Below are 18,235 nucleotides of genomic sequence, written 5' to 3'. Positions count from 1 at the left end.
CTCGAAGGGTCACACCCTTAAAGGAGGCCGAACGGCATGGAATACGTCGCAGCGCTGCTCCCGCCCGTGGTGATGGCCGTGGCCTTCACCGCGCTGATCGTGACCATGGTCAAGAGCCAGGGCGGGGCGAACAAGTCCAAGGAGGACGCCGCCGTGGACGCCGTGCTGGCCCGCGCCGAGGCCGCCGCCCAGGAGCCCAAGGCGCACGGCGCCTGACCCCCGCCGCCTTTCGGCGGTCCGCGCGCACACTACGACCCGGGAATGACCATCCCGGGTCGTATGTCCTTTTTCCGGCACAAACGCCACGAGATCAACGGGCATTCACGACATCTCCCACTATTCTTCTTGTGTGCCGAGACGCTTGGGTGATCTGGAAGACGCGGTCATGACGCGGGTCTGGGAGTGGAACCGCCCGGTCACCGTTCGAGAAGTCCTGGAAGATCTCCAGAAGGAACGGTCGATCGCCTACACAACCGTCATGACCGTATTGGACAACCTCCATCAGAAGGGCTGGGTGCGCCGCGAAGCAGAAGGCCGCGCCTATCGATATGAGGCGGTCTCCACTCGCGCCGCCTACGCGGCCGCACTGATGAACGAGGCATGGTCCGCCAGTGACAACCCCGCGGCCGCTCTTGTGGCCTTCTTCGGCATGATGTCGCCGGAACAGCGCCAGGCCTTGCGCGATGCCGTACGGATGGTGGAAGTCGACGAACCTGCGGAAGACGCGGAACAACAGGCGCAAGAGGCCGCGCCGGCCGAAGAAGGCGAAGCGCAAGCGGCAGCGCAAGGGGCCGGGGAAGCCGGATCCGCCGAAGGGGATGAACCCGGGGCGAACGCCACCGGCAAGGGGCGATAGCGTCCCGGCATGCCTCCGCATTCAAAAGGCCTCACCGTGCGCCGCGCCAGGACCAGCGATGTTCCGGCCGTACGCCGCCTCATCGACGCCTACTCACGTGACGGGATCCTGCTCGACAAAGCCACCGTCACGCTTTACGAGGACATCCAGGAGTTCTGGGTCGCCGAGCGCGACGAAGACGCCGAGGTCGTCGGCTGTGGAGCGCTGCATGTCATGTGGGAAGACCTGGCGGAGGTCCGCACGCTGGCCGTGGATCCGCGGCTGAAGGGGTCGGGAGTCGGCCACGAAGTCCTGGACAAGCTGCTGCGCACCGCGAGCTGGCTGGGAGTGCGGCGCATTTTCTGTCTCACCTTCGAAGTCGACTTCTTCACCAAGCACGGCTTCGTGGAGATCGGCGATGCCCCGGTAGACGGTGATGTCTACAGTGAGCTGCTGCGTTCCTATGACGAGGGCGTTGCGGAGTTCCTGGGCCTCGAACGAGTGAAGCCCAACACCCTGGGTAACAGCCGGATGCTTCTGCACCTGTGATGAGTGTTCTATGTCCGAATCGCTCCCCTATCTCATGGCTACGGAAGCATGCGTTCCCCGGTCTGTGGGCAAGTGAACCCTACCCAAGGGTTTGTGTTTTTCCCGGAAAAGCGGTTTGCTTTCCGTCGTAATCCGCATTCGATGAAAGGGAAACCGGTGGCACAGAAGGTTCAGGTTCTTCTTGTCGACGACCTCAACGGTGGCGAGGCGGACGAGACGGTGACGTTCGCTCTCGACGGCAAGTCCTACGAGATCGACCTCTCCGACAGCAACGCCCAGAAGCTTCGCGAGTCGCTTGCCGACTTCGTGAAGGCGGGCCGCCGAACCGGTGGCCGCGCTTCTTCCGGTCGTGGCAAGTCCCGTGCGGCGGCTTCCGGCGGCAGCCAGGACACCGCGAAGATCCGCGCGTGGGCGAAGGAGAACGGCTACAACGTCAATGACCGTGGCCGTGTCCCCGCCGACATTCGCGAGGCATTCGAGAAGGCCAACGGCTGATCGGCGTTCGCGCGTTCCGTTTGGGCATTACGAGCATGCAACAACCGGGCACGGTGGCACTCGGTGGCCGCCGCGCTCACGAGACGTACGAGGTCGGGGGCGCCCCCGACGTCCCCGATTCCTGCTCCCGGCCCCGTGGTGGGCAGGGAATTCTCCGCCTCGTACTCGGGTCGGGGAGGCCGCACCCACCCCGCGGCCTCCCGCGAGCCGAATCCGTATGACAGTGCTGGACCAGTGGGGAACGCCGGTGCGGGCATCCGGTCTCCGGTCCCACGCGCCGTAAGATCCGGCGCGAGCGCACCCCACTCCAGCCATTCCAGGATTCCCGGGAGTTCCTCGGCGCCGCCGGCTGCGATGAAGATGAGCAATTTCGGCCGATTACCCGGCCGATTCCCGTCGCGTCCGGTCCGAAGCAGTGCAACCGGTCCGGTGCACCGCAGCCGGCGCAGTACGGCGTACCCCGCACAGGCGGGCATCTCCAGGACGTCGAAGCGCAGCCCCGTCAGCAGTTCCACCGGTTCCGTTCCGGTGGTCGGCCAGCCCATTTCCTCCTCGTACCACCGGCGGACGGTGGGGAGGGGGCTGCGGGGGCGCGGAAGCACGCGGGCCATGCCCGGTGCAACTCCCGAAAACCCAGGAAGTTACGCTGTGTAGACGTTCGGATACGTTCCGTTTCGGCGCGAGCGGTGTGGCGGCGCGTGCGAGGGCGTGCGGATGTTCGCCCGTAGCGGATGGAAGCGGCGTATGCCGCATGGAGTGTCAGTGGCAGCGGGTAAGACAGTCTCAGTGGGAAGAGACCGTGTGACCGGCGCCCGAGGCGTTTCGCCCCGGCTGGTGGCCGACGGCGGACGGCGTGTCGGTACCCGGCGCGTTCGCCACGGGCGTAGTGGCAGAGGGCGTATATGCCTGGCCTGCGGGAACATCGTCTCGCACCATCGAGTTGGAGCAGATGTCAGCTGTTCGGCAGTAAATTTCCCCGCCGGAGCGGGGGTGATCCGGACGGGTGTCGGCAGTTGGAATGAGCTGTCCCGCCCCGCGGGACTAGCATGCGGAAGGACAGGGAGGGGACCGACCCCTAACTGCCTGACCGCTCTGAGGAGCGATTAACGATGTTCGAGAGGTTCACCGACCGCGCGCGGCGGGTTGTCGTCCTGGCTCAGGAAGAAGCCCGGATGCTCAACCACAACTACATCGGCACCGAGCACATTCTCCTGGGCCTGATCCATGAGGGTGAGGGTGTCGCCGCTAAGGCCCTGGAGAGCCTCGGGATTTCGCTCGAGGCGGTCCGCCAGCAGGTGGAGGAGATCATCGGGCAGGGCCAGCAGGCCCCGTCCGGGCACATTCCCTTCACCCCCCGTGCCAAGAAGGTCCTGGAGCTGTCGCTCCGCGAGGCCCTCCAGCTCGGCCACAACTACATCGGTACGGAGCACATCCTGCTCGGCCTGATCCGCGAGGGCGAGGGCGTCGCCGCCCAGGTCCTGGTGAAGCTGGGCGCCGATCTCAACCGGGTGCGGCAGCAGGTCATCCAGCTGCTCTCCGGTTACCAGGGCAAGGAAGCCGCCACGGCCGGCGGCCCCGCCGAGGGCACGCCCTCGACGTCCCTCGTCCTGGACCAGTTCGGCCGCAACCTGACGCAGGCCGCTCGCGAGACCAAGCTCGACCCGGTCATCGGGCGCGAGAAGGAAATCGAGCGGGTCATGCAGGTGCTGTCCCGCCGTACCAAGAACAACCCGGTCCTCATCGGCGAGCCCGGCGTCGGCAAGACGGCGGTCGTCGAGGGCCTGGCGCAGGCCATCGTCAAGGGCGAGGTGCCCGAGACCCTCAAGGACAAGCACCTCTACACCCTCGACCTCGGTGCCCTGGTCGCCGGCTCCCGCTACAGGGGTGACTTCGAAGAGCGCCTGAAGAAGGTCCTCAAGGAGATCCGCACCCGCGGCGACATCATCCTGTTCATCGACGAGCTCCACACCCTGGTGGGTGCGGGCGCCGCCGAGGGCGCGATCGACGCCGCGAGCATCCTCAAGCCCATGCTGGCGCGAGGCGAGCTGCAGACCATCGGTGCCACCACGCTCGACGAGTACCGCAAGCACCTGGAGAAGGACGCGGCCCTGGAGCGCCGCTTCCAGCCCATCCAGGTCGCGGAGCCGTCGCTGCCGCACACCATCGAGATCCTCAAGGGCCTGCGGGACCGCTACGAGGCGCACCACCGCGTCTCCATTACGGACTCCGCCCTGGTCGCTGCCGCTACCCTGGCCGACCGCTACATCTCCGACCGCTTCCTGCCGGACAAGGCGATCGACCTGATCGACGAGGCCGGCTCCCGGATGCGCATCCGCCGGATGACCGCGCCGCCGGACCTGCGCGAATTCGACGAGAAGATCGCCGATGTGCGCCGGGAGAAGGAGTCCGCGATCGACTCGCAGGACTTCGAGATGGCCGCGGGCCTGCGCGACAAGGAGAAGCAGCTCCTGGCCGCCAAGGCGAAGCGGGAGAAGGAGTGGAAGGCCGGCGACATGGACGTCGTCGCCGAGGTGGACGAGGAGCTGATCGCCGAGGTCCTGGCGACGGCCACCGGCATCCCGGTCTTCAAGCTCACCGAGGAGGAGTCCTCCCGGCTGCTGCGGATGGAAGACGAGCTGCACAAGCGCGTCATCGGCCAGAAGGACGCCATCAAGGCGCTCTCCCAGGCCATCCGCCGTACCCGTGCCGGCCTGAAGGACCCCAAGCGTCCCGGTGGCTCGTTCATCTTCGCCGGCCCGTCCGGTGTCGGTAAGACCGAGCTGTCCAAGACGCTGGCGGAGTTCCTGTTCGGCGACGAGGACGCGCTGATCTCCCTCGACATGTCGGAGTTCAGCGAGAAGCACACGGTCTCCCGGCTGTTCGGCTCGCCCCCCGGCTACGTCGGCTACGAAGAGGGCGGCCAGCTCACCGAGAAGGTGCGCCGCAAGCCGTTCTCCGTCGTGCTCTTCGACGAGGTCGAGAAGGCCCACCCGGACATCTTCAACTCGCTGCTGCAGATCCTGGAGGACGGTCGCCTGACCGACTCCCAGGGCCGGGTCGTGGACTTCAAGAACACGGTCATCATCATGACGACCAACCTCGGCACCCGGGACATCTCCAAGGGCTTCAACCTCGGCTTCGCGGCCCAGGGCGACACCAAGTCCAGCTACGAGCGGATGAAGAACAAGGTCAACGAAGAGCTCAAGCAGCACTTCCGCCCCGAGTTCCTCAACCGTGTGGACGACACGGTCGTCTTCCACCAGCTGACCGAGGAAGACATCATCCAGATCGTCGACCTCATGATCGCCAAGGTGGACGAGCGGCTCAAGGACCGCGACATGGGCATCGAGCTCAGCGGCGAGGCCAAGTCGCTGCTGGCCAAGCGCGGGTACGACCCGGTGCTCGGCGCCCGTCCGCTGCGCCGCACGATCCAGCGTGAGATCGAGGACGCCCTCTCGGAGAAGATCCTCTTCAGCGAGCTGCGTCCGGGCCACATCGTGGTCGTCGATGTCGAGGGCGAGGGTGAGACCGCCAAGTTCACCTTCCGCGGCGAGGAGAAGTCGGCGCTGCCCGACGCCCCGCCGATCGAGTCCGCGACCGGCGGCTCGGGCCCCAACCTGAGCAAGGACGCGTAAGGCACCGCGCGCCGCGCGTACCTCTCGCACACGGCACTGCCCCGGAACCGTTTCTCACGGTTCCGGGGCAGTGCCGTTGCTGTGTGCGGCCCGGAAAGGCAGCGCGCTCTGCAAAAGGCTGTTTTTGGCCAGCGGCGCTGCGGCCGGTGCCCGCCCGCTACATCTGCACGAGGCGAATACCGTCGGGAACGCCGCGCACCGGCGGAATACGACGGCCGATCCGCAGGGTGTCCAGTTCCGGAAAGGCGGACAGCCATTCCATGGAAACGCCCAGGTCGTAGGCGAGCCACAGCCGGGTCAGGCCCTCGGCCGGGGCGATGCCCTCGATCAGCTGGTCGGGGGTGAAAGGCCCGGCGATCTGCAGATGCGGGCGGCCGCCCAGCCGGCGCAGGGCATGCAGTTCCGCCAGGTCGGACACCGGAAAGTACAGCTCGGCCGGATCGAGGTGGGCGATGATCTCGCGGGCGTAGCGGGCGGTGTCATGGCGCCGCCATGCCCCGGCGAGCTGCGCGCGGATATCGTGATGCGCCCGCTCGCGCAGGCCCGTCAGATAGTCGATCGCCATGTCATCGGCGATCGAGGTGGCGGTGATCGCCAGGAGGTAGGCCTCGCTGTCGGGCACGTGGGTGGGGTCGGGGAGCATCTCCAGCACGATCGGCCCGATCCAGCCCAGGGCGCGGGCCGCGGCTGGGGTGCTGGGCCGCACCATGTCGCGGGTGAAGCGCCGCACCCGCGCCCGGACCGCCGGATCCAGCTCGGCGGCATGCTCCAGACAGGCCGCCGCCAGCAGCTTGCGGTGCCGGGCCTCGGCGGCGCGTACGCCCGGATGCGGGGCGAGCAGCCCGTCCAGGAGGGCCGCGCACTCGTCGGGGCGGGCCAGCGCCACGGCCATCCGGATGACGTCCTCCCAGTCGTCGTGGTGGGCATGGTCGAGGAGCAGCCCGAAATCGTGCCGCTGAACGGTCGCGCGGGCGGCGAGATAGTCCTGGAAGGTGCGGTGGACGAAGTCGACGGTGCCGGGGGTGGGCTCGCGCAGCAGCCCGGTGCGGTTGAGCAGGTGCCGGAAGACCTCCTCGGGGCCGCCCTGGCGGGCCGCGTCCGGGATCGCGGGCAGATGCCGGGCGAGCGTCTCGACCGCGGTCGCCCGGTCCATCTCGGAGCGGCCGTTGACCAGCATCCAGTGGGCCAGCTTCTGCAGCAGCTGGATCTTGGGCTGCCGGGTCAGCTCGACACCGTCGGTGGCCACCATCGCCCGCTCCCGGTCCCGGCGCTCCAGCAGCATCGACAGCGCCGCGTCGTAGAGCTCCTTGCGGCCGTTGGGCAGATAGCCGCGGCGGTCGCGGTGCAGGGCGCACAGCAGCCCGCACATCAGCGGATTGGTCGCCAGCCGCCCCAGATCGCGGGTGATCCGTACGGCATTGAGCAGCGTCCGCTCGTAATGGCCGAGCCGGTCGAGGTCGGCCGGGCTCTGCTGGGCCGCGGCACGGTGCCAGCGCTGGATGAACGCGGCGACGTCCTCGCGGTTCATCGGGGCCAGCGCCAGCTCGCTGAACCCCTCGTCGGCGAGCCAGTTGCCGGGCACGGCGGACGGCCGGGAGGTGACGATCCAGACGTTGCCGGGGTAGCGCGCGGTCCATTCGACGAGCTTGCGGCGCACCGCTTCGCGGTCGCTCTCGGGAGCCTCGTCGATCCCGTCGATCAGCAGCAGCGCCCGGCCCGCGCCGAGCACCCGCTCCGTCCAGCCGGCCGGCGCGTTCGCGGCCTCCTGGTAGCCGACGGCGCTGAGGAACGTTCCGGGGGCGGGCAGCCCCGCACGGGCGAAGCGGCGTACGGGCAGCAGGAACGGCACCCGGCCGCGCAGCTCCGCCAGCGCCTCGGGCAGCTCTCCGCGGGCGGTGGCGACGGTCAGCCACTGCAGCAGCGTCGTCTTGCCCGACCCCGCCACCCCACGGACCAGGACCTTGCCGCGGCCGGACAGCGCCTGTTCGGCGGGGACCGGCGGTTCGTCCTGCCCGGCGGCGCCCGGCGCGGCGGCCTCGCCGTCCTGGGGGCCGGGCTCGCACTGGAGCCCCAGGTAGGCGGCGTCCAGCGGCCAGCTGTCGGGGGAGTGGGCGAGATCGATGCCGAAGATCGTGAGGTGGTTGTGGAGGGTGGCGGTGGCCTGGGCGTAGCGCGCCTCGAAGGCGGCGTCCCCGGAGGTGGCGTCCTCCGGGGCGGGCGGCGGGGTGCGCGGGGCGGCGCTGCCCTGGCCGTCGATCAGACCGGCGAGGGTACGGGTCTGCTCGACGAGCGTGTGTGCCACGTACGGCGAGCGCCGGGTGAGGAAGTGGAGGATGTGCAGCGCCGCGGCGTCCAGCAGCAGACCGTGCAGCTGAGCCGCGTCGGAGGGCAGGCCGCGGGTGGCCCCGGGCGCGGCCTCGCACAGCCGGCGGGCGAATGCGGCCGGCAGCAGGCGGACCGCGTCGGCGTCGTCCATCCCGGTGTCGGCCAGGGCCCGCAGGGTGCTGGTCAGGGCGGTGGTGAGGGCCTGGTCCGGGGGGCCGGCCGTGCCTCCCGAGGCCTGTTCGACGAGCGTCGCGGCGACGCCGGCGAGCCCGCGCTCGGTCAGGGCCGGCTTCTCGCCGGTGAAGGAGAGCAGCCGGGAGAGGGGTACGGGCCGGTCGGCAGGCTCGGCGAACGGCCCGTCGGGGAGGAAGAGCCGACGGATCAGCGGATCGAGGGCCTGCGGGCTGAGGCGGGCGAGGATGGGCGTGGGATCCATGGGTTCCCCGTAACTGCGGTGCTGAGAAAGGGAGTTGAGGCACCTGCTCGGGTCAGCCTAGGTGCGCGGGCGGGGGTGGAGGGTGACTTTGAGGTGGGGAGGGAGGGGGCTGCTGGGTGCGGGGCGGAGGTAGGAGAGGTACACCTCCTGGAGCTCGGGCAGCTGTGCCAGGGGCGAGAGGTCGACGGGGGCGTCGTTCGCCCCGTAGAGCTGGAGTTTCCGGACGCCGGGGAACGCCGGAAGGGCCGAGGTCAGCAGGGCGCTCAGGCGGGGTGCGGGCTGGCGTGCACTGTTGAGGATGCCGAGGGTTTTCACCTGGGGGAGCCGGAGGCCGGCAGGGATGCGTAGGGTGACTCCGTCGTCCGCCGGGCCGAAGGAAAACGTCTCCAGTGAGCTCAGTGAGGTCAGTTCGCCCCACTGCTCCTCGACGAAGCCTTCGGTGAGGCGCGAAAGGTAAATGCTCCGCATTTCGGGCCAGCGCGCCAGGCCCGTGAATGCGGCGCCAAGGGGCGCACCGAGGGTCAGGTGTCGTAACGGGACGTTTGCGGGGAGTGCTGCCAAGCCACCCGGTGGGAGTTGGGTGCCCAGCGTCAATTCCCTTATGTGGCGCAGGCGAGCGAGTCCGTGCGGGGTCGACAGTGCTTTGCCGGGCGGCCCGGAGATGCTCAGCGAGTCGAGGTGAAGGTCCGCGAGCGGCGCGACGCTTTCGACCCCGGGGCAGTCCCAGAACGACAGGTCCTCCAGGGCCGGAAAGCCGTGGAGGAAGTCGAGTTCGCTGATCTTCGGGTTCTCCGAGAGGTGCAGGCTTTCGACCGGCCCGGTCACCAATTCGTCGCGGAGTTCACGAGCGGTGAAGGGGCCATTCACCGCGACGTGGGAGCGACCGCCGAGTGCCTTGAGGGCACGCAGCTCGGGGAGTGAGACGGCGGTGACGGGCAAGCCGGTGCCGAGGTACTGCATGATTTCCTGGGCATACCGGTCCGTGTCGAAGTGCGGCCAGGACCAGGCGAGTTGGAATTGCACGCGATTGGTCCGATGCCCCCGGAACCGCTTCATGACCTCCAGCGCCGCGTCCGAAGCAAGGAGTGCGGCAGTGGCCACCACCTCCTGTGCCTCATCGTCCTCCAGCCCCTCCGGCCCCGGCAGCAGTTCCAGCACCAGCGGCCCTACCGCGGCCAGCAGCTGCGACTCCTCGCGACTGCGCGGCGGCAGGATCGCCTGGGCTCGCTGATGCACCTCCTCCCGCACCCGCGGATTCAGCTCGGCCGCATGCTCTAGGCAGGCCGCCGCGAGCAGGTGGATACGCAGTCGGCCGGCATCGTCCGCGAGACGGTCGCCCTTGGCCACCAACTCCCGGAGAATCTCCGCCCGTTCCCGCGGCCGCGCATGCGCCACCGCCATCCGGATCACGTCCTCCCACTGGGCGTCCCCCGCCTGCGCCACCAGCAGCCCGAGATCCCCGTCCTCCACGGCGGCCTTGGCGCCGAGGTAGTCCTGGAAGGTCCGGTGGACGAAGTCGACGGAGCCGGGCGTCGGTTCGCGGAGCAGACCGCTGCGCAGCAGCAGATGGCGGAAGACCGCCGCTGCGTCGCCCTGCTCAGCGGCGGCGGGTACGGCAGGCAGCGCCTCGCCGATGATCCGCTCCGCCCGGTCCCGGTCGAGTTCCGTACGGCCGTTGCGGATCAGCCAGTAGGCCAGCCGCTGGAGAAGCTGGACCTGCGGCTCGTCGCTCAGCTCGATGCCCGTGGGGGCGCGCATGTCGCGTTCGCGGTCGCGGCGGGAGAGCAGCATGCCCAGGGCCGCGTCGTACAGCTCCTTGCGGCCGGTCGGCAGATAGCCGCGGCGGTCCCGGTGCAGTGCGCAGATCAGGCCGCACATGAGGGGGTTGGTGGCGAGGCGGGCGAGGTCCTGCTTGGTGTGGACGGCGGCCAGGAGGGACTGCTCGTAGGCGTCGAGGCGTTCGGGGTCGTCGGCGTCGCAGCGCGCCGCGGCGTGCCAGCGGCCGATGAACGCGGCGACCTCGGCGCGGCTCATGGGAGAGAGCGTCAGCTCGCCGAAGCCGTCGGCGGCGAGCCAGTCGTCGCGTACGGCGGAGGGGCGGGAGGTGAGCATCCACAGGTTGTCCGGGAAGGCGTCGAGCAGATCGCGCAGCCAGCGGCGGGTCAGCTCGCGCTCGCGCTCGGGGATCTCGTCCAGGCCGTCGACCAGTAGCAGCGCCCGCCCGGAGGCCAGCACGCGGTCGGCCCAGCCGTCGGGCTGCGAGCCTGAGACGGGGCAGCCGACGGCCGCGAGGAAGCGGCCGGGGGCGGGCAGGGCAGCGCCCTCGCGGGTGAGGGTGCGCAGCGGGAGGACGAAGGGGATGCGCCCGTAGAGGTGGGGGAGGGCCGTCTCACCGGGGGCCTTGGTGCAGGAGACGGCCAGCCACTGGACGAGGGTGCTCTTGCCGGAGCCGGCGACGCCGCGCAGCAGGACCCGGTCGCGCCCGGCCAGGGCCTGGTCGGCGGGGACGGGAAGGGGGACGGCCGGGCCGGTCCGGGGGCCGCCCTCCGCGTCCCAAGGGGCGCCGGCGGCGACCTCGCGGGCCGGGGCGGCCGTCGCCTCCAGACTCATATATGCCGCATCCAGCGGCCACCGGTCCGGGGAGTGGGCGAGATCGATGCCGTAGATGGTCAGCCGGCCGTGCTTACGGGCGATGTACGCGAGATAGCCGCGCTCGAACGCGGCGTCCGCGGCCCGCGGGGACGGATGCCGTGCGAGGAACTCGTCGATGAGCGTGATCAGGCTGTCCAGGCTCCGGCTCTGCTGGACCAGGGTGCGGGCCACGAAGGTCGACCGCTGGGTGAAGAAGTGCACGATGTGCAGGCAGGCGATGCCGAGCAGGGTGGCGTGCAGCAGTTCGCCGTCCCGGGAGAGGCCGCGGGCGGCGTGGGGGTTCGCCGCCTCCAGGCGTTCGGCGAGGGCGGTGGCGCCCAAGCGGACGGCCTGTACGTCGTCCATGTCGAGGTCGCCCAGGCCGCGCAGCGTGGTGGCCAGGGCGTCGGCCACCGCCCGCTCCTCGTCCCCGGCCACCGGGCGCTCGCCGGGCCCGGCGGTCCGTAAGGCGCGGGCCACCAGCTCCGCCGCGATCTTGTGCAGGTCCTGGTCGGACAGGGTCCGCCGCTCGCCCTTGAAGCTGACCAGCCCGGAGATCCGTACCGGCTTCGCCACCAGGCCGGCGCCCGGCCCCGGCTTGACGAAGAGCTTCCTGACGAGCGGTGCGACCACGCCGGAGGCGAGTCGGACGCCCACTGCTGACGGGTCCATCGTGCGGTCCGCCCTCCCCCGTGGCCGGTGCTGTCGTGCGGCCAGGCTAGAGCGGATGCCGGGGCTCCGGGGCGGGGTTCGCCAGGTTCGTGGGCGCGGCGGCGGTAGGCGCGAAAAGGTGTGGCGCCGGTCACGGAATTCGCCGTCGTAATGCCTTCCGAATTGATTTCCGGCGGGCCGTGAGTAACCCGCGTCACAGCATTCCGAGTAGCCCAGGTCACAGGGAAAAGGCTTTTGATCTTGCCTGCTCGTGACATGGCGCACAGGCGATTTCGGCCCTACTAAAGGAATTAGGGGAAGCCGGGGGCGGCGGATCGGGGGTTGCGGCGGACGCGGACGCGGGGTGGGGGCGAGATAAGCGCCGGGTGAGCTGCCGTCCGTGCGATGAAGGGGTAAAAAGCCAGTTCAGGGGCACTTTTGTGGCCACTGGCAACACCCGAGTTGTCCCATTTTGGGGGTTTCATGCAGGGCTCGGGCGTGGCGTCAAGGCCCGGATTTCCCCGGCCTTTGATACGGGCCGGGTTAGTAGAAAGGCCCCTTGGCGGGGCGGCGCCGGCGGGTTACCAAGGTGTGGCGCTCCCGGTCCGCAGCCGGGAAACCAAATCAATTCTCTGGAGGGAAAACCCGCATGTCCAAGTTCACCGCTCTCCGCAATTCGAAGAAGTCCGCGCTGCGCAATCGCGTCGCCGTTGTGGCCGCCGGTGTCGGCGTGACCGCCGCACTGGGCGCCGGTATCGCCACCGCCGCCGACGCGGGCCTGCAGCACCTCACCTCGGGTGTCGGTTCGGCCGTCACCGCGCAGGCCGACGCGCAGGCCAAGTCCGTCGCCCATGCCAAGGCCGCCGCGGCCAAGGCCAAGAAGGACGCGGCCAAGAAGGCCAACGCCTGGGTCAAGCCGGTCGACAAGTACACGCTGGGCGAGCCCTTCGGCATCCCCGGCAGTCACTGGGCGCACAAGCACAGCGGTCAGGACTTCGTCGTGCCGACCGGCACCGCGGTCAAGGCCGTCCACAAGGGCACCGTCGTCAAGGCCGGCCCCTGGGGTGGCGGCGACGGCCCGGCGTACGGCAACGCCATCGTGATCCAGCACGCGAACGGCACGTACACCCAGTACGCCCACCTGTCACGGATCGAGGTCCAGGTCGGTCAGCAGGTCGGCACCGGCCAGCAGATCGCCAAGTCCGGCAGCACGGGCAACTCCACCGGCCCCCACCTGCACTTCGAGGTCCGCACCGGCCCCAACTACGGGTCGGGCATCGAGCCGACCGGATTCCTGCGGGCTCACGGCGATGCCGTCTGAGCTGAGTCCGGCCGGGCTGGCCGGCGGCTCGGCGGGTTGGCCGCCGTGACCAGTTCTGTGGCGACCTCGAGGATGGCCTTGCGCTTCTCCTCGGGGTCGCCCTTCACGTTCTGCATCGCGAACATGCCCGCGTGCATGGAGAACAGCGCCGTGATGCAGCGCACCTGATCCGTCAGCTCCGATTCGGGCTCGTTCAGGAGGCCGAAGAGCGTCAGCATCCGCTCCTTGAAGCCCTCGCCGATGCTCAGATCGCGCACCGCGGCCTGGTTCTCCTGCAGGAAGCGGAAGAACGGCCCGGCCGACCGCAGCGCCTCGCTGTAGCGGCGGATGACCTCCTGCTTGGTCTCCAGGGTGCGGGGCTGCTCCTCGGCCCAGACGATCAGCTCGTCGATGGGCCTGGACAGGTCCTGGAACAGGCTGATGACGATGTCTTCCTTGGTCTTGAAGTGGTAGTACAGCGCCGCCTTCGTGACCTCCAGCTTCTCGGCGATCTCGCGCAACGAGGTCTTCTCGTAGCCCTGTTCGGAGAACAGCTCCAGAGCGACGTCCTGAATGCGCTGGCGGGTGTTCCCCTTGCGCCCTTGTGTGCTCACGGTGCTCTCCTGCGTCGTCGGTACTGGTCAGAGGGCTGCCCCAGCGGGCCCGGGAGAAACTTACTTGACGCCCGGCAAGTTGGCCCCCTACCTTCAGCACCGTACAGAACTAGCCGGGCGGCAAGTAAGTAGGAGTGGGTAATGGGGAAGTCGCAGTCTGCGACCCCGACGGGGGACGGACGAATATCGGCCTCGGCGGCCAGAGCGGACGCCGGGCCGGGTACGGGGGAGAAGCAGCCGGCCGGCGTACGGGTGGTGCTCTTCGCGCTGATGATCGCGATGCTGCTCGCGATGCTGGACAACATGATCGTCGGCACCGCGATGCCGACGATCGTCGGTGAACTGGGCGGGATGGACCACCTGTCCTGGGTGGTCACCGCCTACACGCTAGCGACCGCGGCCTCGACGCCGATCTGGGGCAAGCTCGGCGACATGTACGGACGCAAGGGCGTCTTCCTGTCGTCCATCGTGCTCTTCCTGATCGGCTCCGCGCTGTCCGGCATGGCGCAGGACATGGGGCAGCTGATCGGCTTCCGCGCGGTGCAGGGTCTGGGCGCGGGCGGGCTGATGGTCGGCGTCATGGCGATCATCGGCGATCTGATTCCGCCGCGGGAGCGCGGCAAGTACCAGGGCATGATGGCCGGGGTCATGGCCGTCGCGATGATCGGCGGACCGCTGGTCGGCGGCAGCATCACCGACCACCTCGGCTGGCGCTGGAGCTTCTACATCAACCTGCCGCTCGGTGCGATCGCGCTGGTCATGGTGACCGCGGTGCTGCATCTGCCGAAGAAGCGGTCGCAGACCCGGATCGACTACGTCGGCGCCGCGCTGCTCACCCTGGGCATCACCTCGCTGGTGCTGATCACCACCTGGGGCGGCACCGAGTACGACTGGCTGTCCGGCCAGATCATCGGCCTCGGGGTGCTCGGCCTCGTGGCGCTCGCCCTCTTCGTGCTGGTGGAGCGCAAGGTCAGCGAGCCGGTGCTGCCGCTGCACATCTTCCGTAACGGCAACTTCTCGCTGGTCACCGTGATCGGCTTCCTGGTCGGCTTCGTGATGTTCGGGTCGATGACGTTCCTGCCGCTGTTCCAGCAGACCGTGCAGGGCGCGTCGGCCACCAACTCCGGTCTGCTGCTGCTGCCGATGCTGCTCGCGATGATGGCGGTGTCGCTGTTCGCCGGGCGGGTGACCACCAAGACCGGCAAGTACAAGATCTTCGTCGTGGTCGGCGGTGGGCTGATCACCGCGGGCCTGGCGCTGCTGTCCCTGATGGACACCGGCACCACCCGCTTCACCTCCGGTGTCTACATGGCGGTGCTCGGCGCCGGTATGGGCTTCCTGATGCAGACCACGATGCTGATCGCGCAGAACAGCGTGGAGATGAAGGACATGGGCGTCGGCTCGTCCTCGGCGACCCTCTTCCGTACGATCGGCGGCTCCTTCGGCGTCGCGATCTTCGGTGCGATCTTCACTCACCAGGTGCAGACCACGATGGTCGAGCGGATCGGCACGGCCGGTGCGAAGGTCACCGGCGCCGGGGCCCAGATGGACCCCAAGGGCCTGGCCAAGCTCCCGCCGATGATCAAGGACGCCTACGACCACGCGGTGGCCGCCGGCACCCACCACGTCTTCCTGTGGGGCGCGGCGGTCAGCATCATCGGCTTCGCCGCGGCGTGGTTCCTCAAGGAGGTGCCGCTGCGCGGCGCCCCGACCCAGGCTGCCGAGAGCCCGGAGGGTGGGGACGCTCCGGTGGAACGGGTGGCGGTGGCAGAGTCCGTCTGACCCGGCCGCAGTTCTCGGCCCGCAGCGGCCCCCGGCATCTCCGTGCCGGGGGCCGCTGCGCTGTTTCCGGGCGGAACCGGGCGGCGCGAGTGCGGCGGCCGACCGCTGAGGCACGGGCACCGGGAAGACCGGCGCCGCCCCCGTCAGCGGTCGGGAAGCTGGATGACGGGGAAGCTGCCCGTATTGGTGGGCGCGTTCTCCGGGAGCCAGAGGACGGAGACGGCGCCGGTCGAGCCGTCGGTGAGTTCATCGGCGTTACGGAAGGTGAGGCGGGCGCCCAGGACGCGGGCCTGGCCGGCCGCGATGGTCAGGCCCAGGCCGTGGCCGCGGCCGGCCCGGTCGCTGCTGCCGGTGCGGAAGCGGCTCGGGCCCTCCCGCAGCAGCGCCTCGGGGAAGCCCGCACCGTGGTCGCGGACCCGCAGGACCCGGCCCTCGACGGTGACCTCGATCGGCGGCCGGCCGTGCCGGGCGGCGTTGGCGATGAGATTGCCCAGGATCCGCTCCAGGCGGCGCGGGTCGGTGGTGACCTCGGCGTCCCGTGCGATCTCGACGTCGATGGCGGGGTCGAGGGCGTGCACCCGGCGGGTGACGAACTCGCCGAGCACGACGTCCTGGAGCTCGGCGCGCTCGGCATGGCCGTCCAGCCGGGCCACTTCCAGGACGTCCTCGACGAGCGTGCGCAGCGCCTGCGCCCGGTCGCGGACCAGCTCGGAGGGGCGGCCGGGCGGCAGCAGTTCGGCGGCGGTGAGCAGTCCGGTGACCGGGGTGCGCAGTTCGTGTGCGATATCGGCGGTGACCCGCCGCTCGGCCTCGATGCGCTCCTGGAGGGCGTCCGACATGGCGTCCACGGCCCAGGCCAGATCGTCGGTCTCGTCGCGCACCCGCCCGCTGCCGACCTCGTCGCGGATGCGGACCGAGGTGTCGCCGTCGGCGAGCTTGCCGGCGGCCGCGGCGGCCTTGCGCAGCCGCTGGGAGAGCCGTCCACCGACCAGTACGCCCAGCGCACAGCCGCCGACCACCACTGCGGTCGAGCCGATGACCAGCGCCTGGTCCAGGTCGTCCAGGACGGTGAAGCGGTCGGGGGACCGCTTGTGGACGGAGAGCACCCGGCCGTTGCTGAGCGGGGCGGCGGCCCACACGTCGGGGGCGGCCTCCCCGGTGTCGTGGAGGTAGGTGGCGCGCTTGTTCTTGGCGACCTCGTCCCGCAGCTGCTCCGGCAGCTCCGGATCGTTGATCTTGGCGCCGAACTGCAGCCGGCTGGTCGACTCGAAGATCCGCTGGGTCAGGTCGAGCAGCTCGATCTGATCATCGCGGCTGCTGTCGAGCATGGAGTGCCGGGCGGCGTTGTGCACGACAAGGCTCAGCGCGACCGCGACCAGTGCTCCGACGAGCGCGATCGCGGCGCTGAGCTTCCATCTCAGCCCCGTTCGCAGGGCCAGCCTGACCACCGGAGGTGTCAGCCTCTCAGCTTGTATCCGAAGCCGCGGACCGTTTCGATCCGGTCCTGGCCGATCTTGCCGCGCAACCGCTGGACATGGACGTCCACGACCCGGGTGTCGCCACCCCAGCCGTAGTCCCAGACCCGCTCCAGCAGCCGGTCGCGCGAGAGGACCGTACCCGGCGCGTGCGAGAACTCCAGCAGCAGCCGCATCTCGGTCGGCGTCAGCGCGACGTTCTCGCCGCCCTTGCGCACCTCCATGCCCTCGGTGTCCACCTCCAGATCGCCGAAGCGCAGCAGCGTCTCGGCGGGGTCCTCCGCCTCCGCCCGGACGGCGGCGGCGCCGTCCGGACCGCTGGCGTGCCCGAAGCGGCGCAGTACGGCGCGGATCCGGGCGACCAGCACCGCGCCGTCGAACGGCTTGGTGACGTAGTCGTCGGCGCCGGCCTCCAGGCCGAGCACCACATCGATGGAGTCGGCGCGCGCCGACAGCATGATCACGGGGACCGTCGACTCATCGCGGATCCGCCGGCACAGGCTGACGCCGTCCAGCCCCGGCACCATCACATCGAGCAGCGCGATGTCGGGCCGGTTGGCGCGGAACGCCTCCAGCCCCGCGAGCCCGTCGGGCATCGCGGTGACCGCGAAGCCGTCCCGCTCCAGTGCGAGCTGGGTGGCTTCGCGGATGACGTCGTCGTCCTCGACGAAGAGCACATGAGTCTCGGCCATGCCGTTGTCTCAACCCTCCGATGCCGTGCCGGCGTCCGGCGTGGCCTTGTTGTAGTCCGTGTGAGAGCTGGTGTGCTGGGTGAAGCGGCCGTTCTTCCAGCGGTAACTGATCACGTCCTCGCCGGAGGGGCAGCACACCTTGTCGCGGGCGGTGTAGGTCTGCCGGGAGACCTCCAGCTCGCCCTTGTTGATGCCGGCGTACACCGACGGCTCCTCATTCCCGTACACCTCGTCGTACCCGCCCTTCGCGCCACTGCGCTGGCGGTAGACGTAGGAGCCGATGCCGACGGAGTCCGCGCAGGTCATGACGTTGACGATGATATCGGGGGACGAGTTGCCGGTCAGGGAGGCGTAGGTCACCTCGATCGGGTACGCGTCGGCGGCGCACGGCTTGTAGAGGCTCTTCTTCACATACGTGCCGACCTTCGGGTCGCCCTTCAGCAGCTGGACCGCGTCGACCTTCTTGCCACGGGGGGTCGAGGTCGGGGTGGGGGTGGTGTTCACCGCACCCTTGGGGGCGGGAGTGGGGCCGGCCGACCCCTCGCTGCGCACGCCCTCGCCCCCCGGATTGCATCCGGCCAGCAAAAGGCCGACGGCGGCCACTCCTGCCGTGGCCGCGCCGCCTCTGGTCAACCCGATCCTGGTCAACCTGTTCCTGGACAATCCGCTCCCGCTCACCGTGCTGCTCGCACAGCTGCCGTTCCCGATGCTGTTCCTGTTGAGATTGTCGCGCGTCGCACTGTGAGCCGTAAGGCGCCTGTCGATGTGTCTGCTTTGTCTGATAAAGACGTGATTTTGCGTGTGTGTGGCGCCGT

At 69.5% G+C, this 18,235-nt stretch carries 15 protein-coding genes; 8 read left to right on the top strand and 7 right to left on the bottom strand.

Going from position 1 to position 18,235, the window contains the following annotated elements; translation table 11 throughout:
- The first annotated feature begins 36 nt into the window (after window positions 1-36).
- From CPH93_RS14720 to CPH93_RS14705, 4 genes are all read left to right on the top strand, one after another.
- On the top strand, window positions 37-216 hold the full coding sequence (locus CPH93_RS14720; protein ID WP_006604020.1) for a hypothetical protein: 180 nt from the start codon (window positions 37-39) through the stop codon (window positions 214-216).
- Window positions 217-385: 169 nt separating this feature from the next.
- On the top strand, window positions 386-856 hold the full coding sequence (locus CPH93_RS14715) for a BlaI/MecI/CopY family transcriptional regulator (RefSeq protein WP_231977431.1): 471 nt from the start codon (window positions 386-388) through the stop codon (window positions 854-856).
- 9 nt (window positions 857-865) lie between these two features.
- The gene (locus CPH93_RS14710; RefSeq protein ID WP_093484480.1) at window positions 866-1,384 is read left to right on the top strand and encodes an amino-acid N-acetyltransferase; all 519 of its coding nucleotides are present in this window, start codon (window positions 866-868) and stop codon (window positions 1,382-1,384) included.
- A 156-nt stretch (window positions 1,385-1,540) separates the two neighbouring features.
- On the top strand, window positions 1,541-1,879 hold the full coding sequence (locus tag CPH93_RS14705; RefSeq protein WP_006604017.1) for a histone-like nucleoid-structuring protein Lsr2: 339 nt from the start codon (window positions 1,541-1,543) through the stop codon (window positions 1,877-1,879).
- Here CPH93_RS14705 and CPH93_RS36770 read toward each other — a convergent pair.
- A complete protein-coding gene (locus CPH93_RS36770; protein WP_093484481.1) occupies window positions 1,810-2,490 on the bottom strand; it encodes an SCO3374 family protein in 681 nt (226 codons plus the stop codon). The two genes, CPH93_RS14705 and CPH93_RS36770, sit on opposite strands and share 70 nt — an antisense overlap.
- 498 nt (window positions 2,491-2,988) lie before the next feature.
- On the opposite strand from CPH93_RS36770, the gene CPH93_RS14690 reads away from it, so the two are divergent.
- The gene (locus CPH93_RS14690; RefSeq protein WP_093484482.1) at window positions 2,989-5,514 is read left to right on the top strand and encodes an ATP-dependent Clp protease ATP-binding subunit; all 2,526 of its coding nucleotides are present in this window, start codon (window positions 2,989-2,991) and stop codon (window positions 5,512-5,514) included.
- Between the two features lie 157 nt (window positions 5,515-5,671).
- Here CPH93_RS14690 and CPH93_RS14685 read toward each other — a convergent pair whose 3' ends face one another.
- Together CPH93_RS14685 and CPH93_RS14680 are read right to left on the bottom strand one after the other, a co-directional pair.
- A complete protein-coding gene (locus CPH93_RS14685) occupies window positions 5,672-8,275 on the bottom strand; it encodes an NACHT domain-containing protein (protein ID WP_096213114.1) in 2,604 nt (867 codons plus the stop codon).
- Window positions 8,276-8,332: 57 nt separating this feature from the next.
- Entirely contained in the window at window positions 8,333-11,578 is a 3,246-nt protein-coding gene (locus CPH93_RS14680) for an NACHT domain-containing protein (RefSeq protein ID WP_096213113.1), read from the bottom strand.
- 628 nt (window positions 11,579-12,206) lie between these two features.
- On the opposite strand from CPH93_RS14680, the gene CPH93_RS14675 reads away from it, so the two are divergent.
- Window positions 12,207-12,878: a M23 family metallopeptidase gene (locus CPH93_RS14675; RefSeq protein ID WP_096213112.1), complete on the top strand. Its 672-nt coding sequence runs from the start codon at window positions 12,207-12,209 to the stop codon at window positions 12,876-12,878.
- Here the strand turns inward: CPH93_RS14675 and CPH93_RS14670 are convergent.
- Window positions 12,860-13,471 carry a TetR/AcrR family transcriptional regulator gene (locus CPH93_RS14670; protein ID WP_096213111.1) on the bottom strand — a complete coding sequence of 204 codons (612 nt, stop codon included), beginning with the start codon at window positions 13,469-13,471 and terminating at the stop codon, window positions 12,860-12,862. The two genes, CPH93_RS14675 and CPH93_RS14670, sit on opposite strands and share 19 nt — an antisense overlap.
- 141 nt (window positions 13,472-13,612) lie before the next feature.
- Between CPH93_RS14670 and CPH93_RS14665 the strand changes: the two genes are divergently transcribed.
- Window positions 13,613-15,253: an MDR family MFS transporter gene (locus tag CPH93_RS14665; RefSeq protein WP_256331965.1), complete on the top strand. Its 1,641-nt coding sequence runs from the start codon at window positions 13,613-13,615 to the stop codon at window positions 15,251-15,253.
- A gap of 143 nt (window positions 15,254-15,396) precedes the next feature.
- Here the strand turns inward: CPH93_RS14665 and cseC are convergent, their stop codons facing one another.
- From cseC to CPH93_RS14650, 3 genes are read right to left on the bottom strand one after another with little or no spacing between them, the layout of a single operon-like run.
- Window positions 15,397-16,701, bottom strand: a complete 1,305-nt coding sequence (gene cseC / locus CPH93_RS14660; RefSeq protein WP_093484487.1) for a two-component system sensor histidine kinase CseC — start codon at window positions 16,699-16,701, stop codon at window positions 15,397-15,399.
- An 8-nt stretch (window positions 16,702-16,709) separates the two neighbouring features.
- On the bottom strand, window positions 16,710-17,420 hold the full coding sequence (gene cseB, locus CPH93_RS14655) for a two-component system response regulator CseB (RefSeq protein WP_093484488.1): 711 nt from the start codon (window positions 17,418-17,420) through the stop codon (window positions 16,710-16,712).
- 9 nt (window positions 17,421-17,429) lie between these two features.
- Window positions 17,430-17,924 (bottom strand): hypothetical protein, encoded by a 495-nt coding sequence (locus tag CPH93_RS14650; RefSeq protein WP_231977336.1) that lies wholly within the window; start codon window positions 17,922-17,924, stop codon window positions 17,430-17,432.
- On the opposite strand from CPH93_RS14650, the gene CPH93_RS36765 reads away from it, so the two are divergent.
- Complete coding sequence (locus CPH93_RS36765; RefSeq protein ID WP_162501004.1) at window positions 17,917-18,165, top strand: hypothetical protein; 249 nt, start codon at window positions 17,917-17,919, stop codon at window positions 18,163-18,165. The two genes, CPH93_RS14650 and CPH93_RS36765, sit on opposite strands and share 8 nt — an antisense overlap.
- Window positions 18,166-18,235: the final 70 nt, after the last annotated feature.

This window comes from Streptomyces sp. 2323.1 (genome assembly GCF_900221035.1).
In the GTDB taxonomy this organism is placed as follows: Bacteria; Actinomycetota; Actinomycetes; order Streptomycetales; family Streptomycetaceae; genus Streptomyces; species Streptomyces sioyaensis.
This window is presented reverse-complemented; position numbering and strand designations above follow the sequence as displayed.

Coding starts and splice junctions, on each gene's coding strand:
- CPH93_RS14720 (WP_006604020.1), top strand. CDS start 37: ATGGAATACGTCGCAGCGCTGCTCCCGCCCGTGGTGATGGCCGTGGCC.
- CPH93_RS14715 (WP_231977431.1), top strand. CDS start 386: ATGACGCGGGTCTGGGAGTGGAACCGCCCGGTCACCGTTCGAGAAGTC.
- CPH93_RS14710 (WP_093484480.1), top strand. CDS start 866: ATGCCTCCGCATTCAAAAGGCCTCACCGTGCGCCGCGCCAGGACCAGC.
- CPH93_RS36770 (WP_093484481.1), bottom strand. CDS start 2,490: ATGGCCCGCGTGCTTCCGCGCCCCCGCAGCCCCCTCCCCACCGTCCGC.
- CPH93_RS14690 (WP_093484482.1), top strand. CDS start 2,989: ATGTTCGAGAGGTTCACCGACCGCGCGCGGCGGGTTGTCGTCCTGGCT.
- CPH93_RS14685 (WP_096213114.1), bottom strand. CDS start 8,275: ATGGATCCCACGCCCATCCTCGCCCGCCTCAGCCCGCAGGCCCTCGAT.
- CPH93_RS14680 (WP_096213113.1), bottom strand. CDS start 11,578: ATGGACCCGTCAGCAGTGGGCGTCCGACTCGCCTCCGGCGTGGTCGCA.
- CPH93_RS14675 (WP_096213112.1), top strand. CDS start 12,207: ATGTCCAAGTTCACCGCTCTCCGCAATTCGAAGAAGTCCGCGCTGCGC.
- CPH93_RS14665 (WP_256331965.1), top strand. CDS start 13,613: ATGGGGAAGTCGCAGTCTGCGACCCCGACGGGGGACGGACGAATATCG.
- cseB (WP_093484488.1), bottom strand. CDS start 17,420: ATGGCCGAGACTCATGTGCTCTTCGTCGAGGACGACGACGTCATCCGC.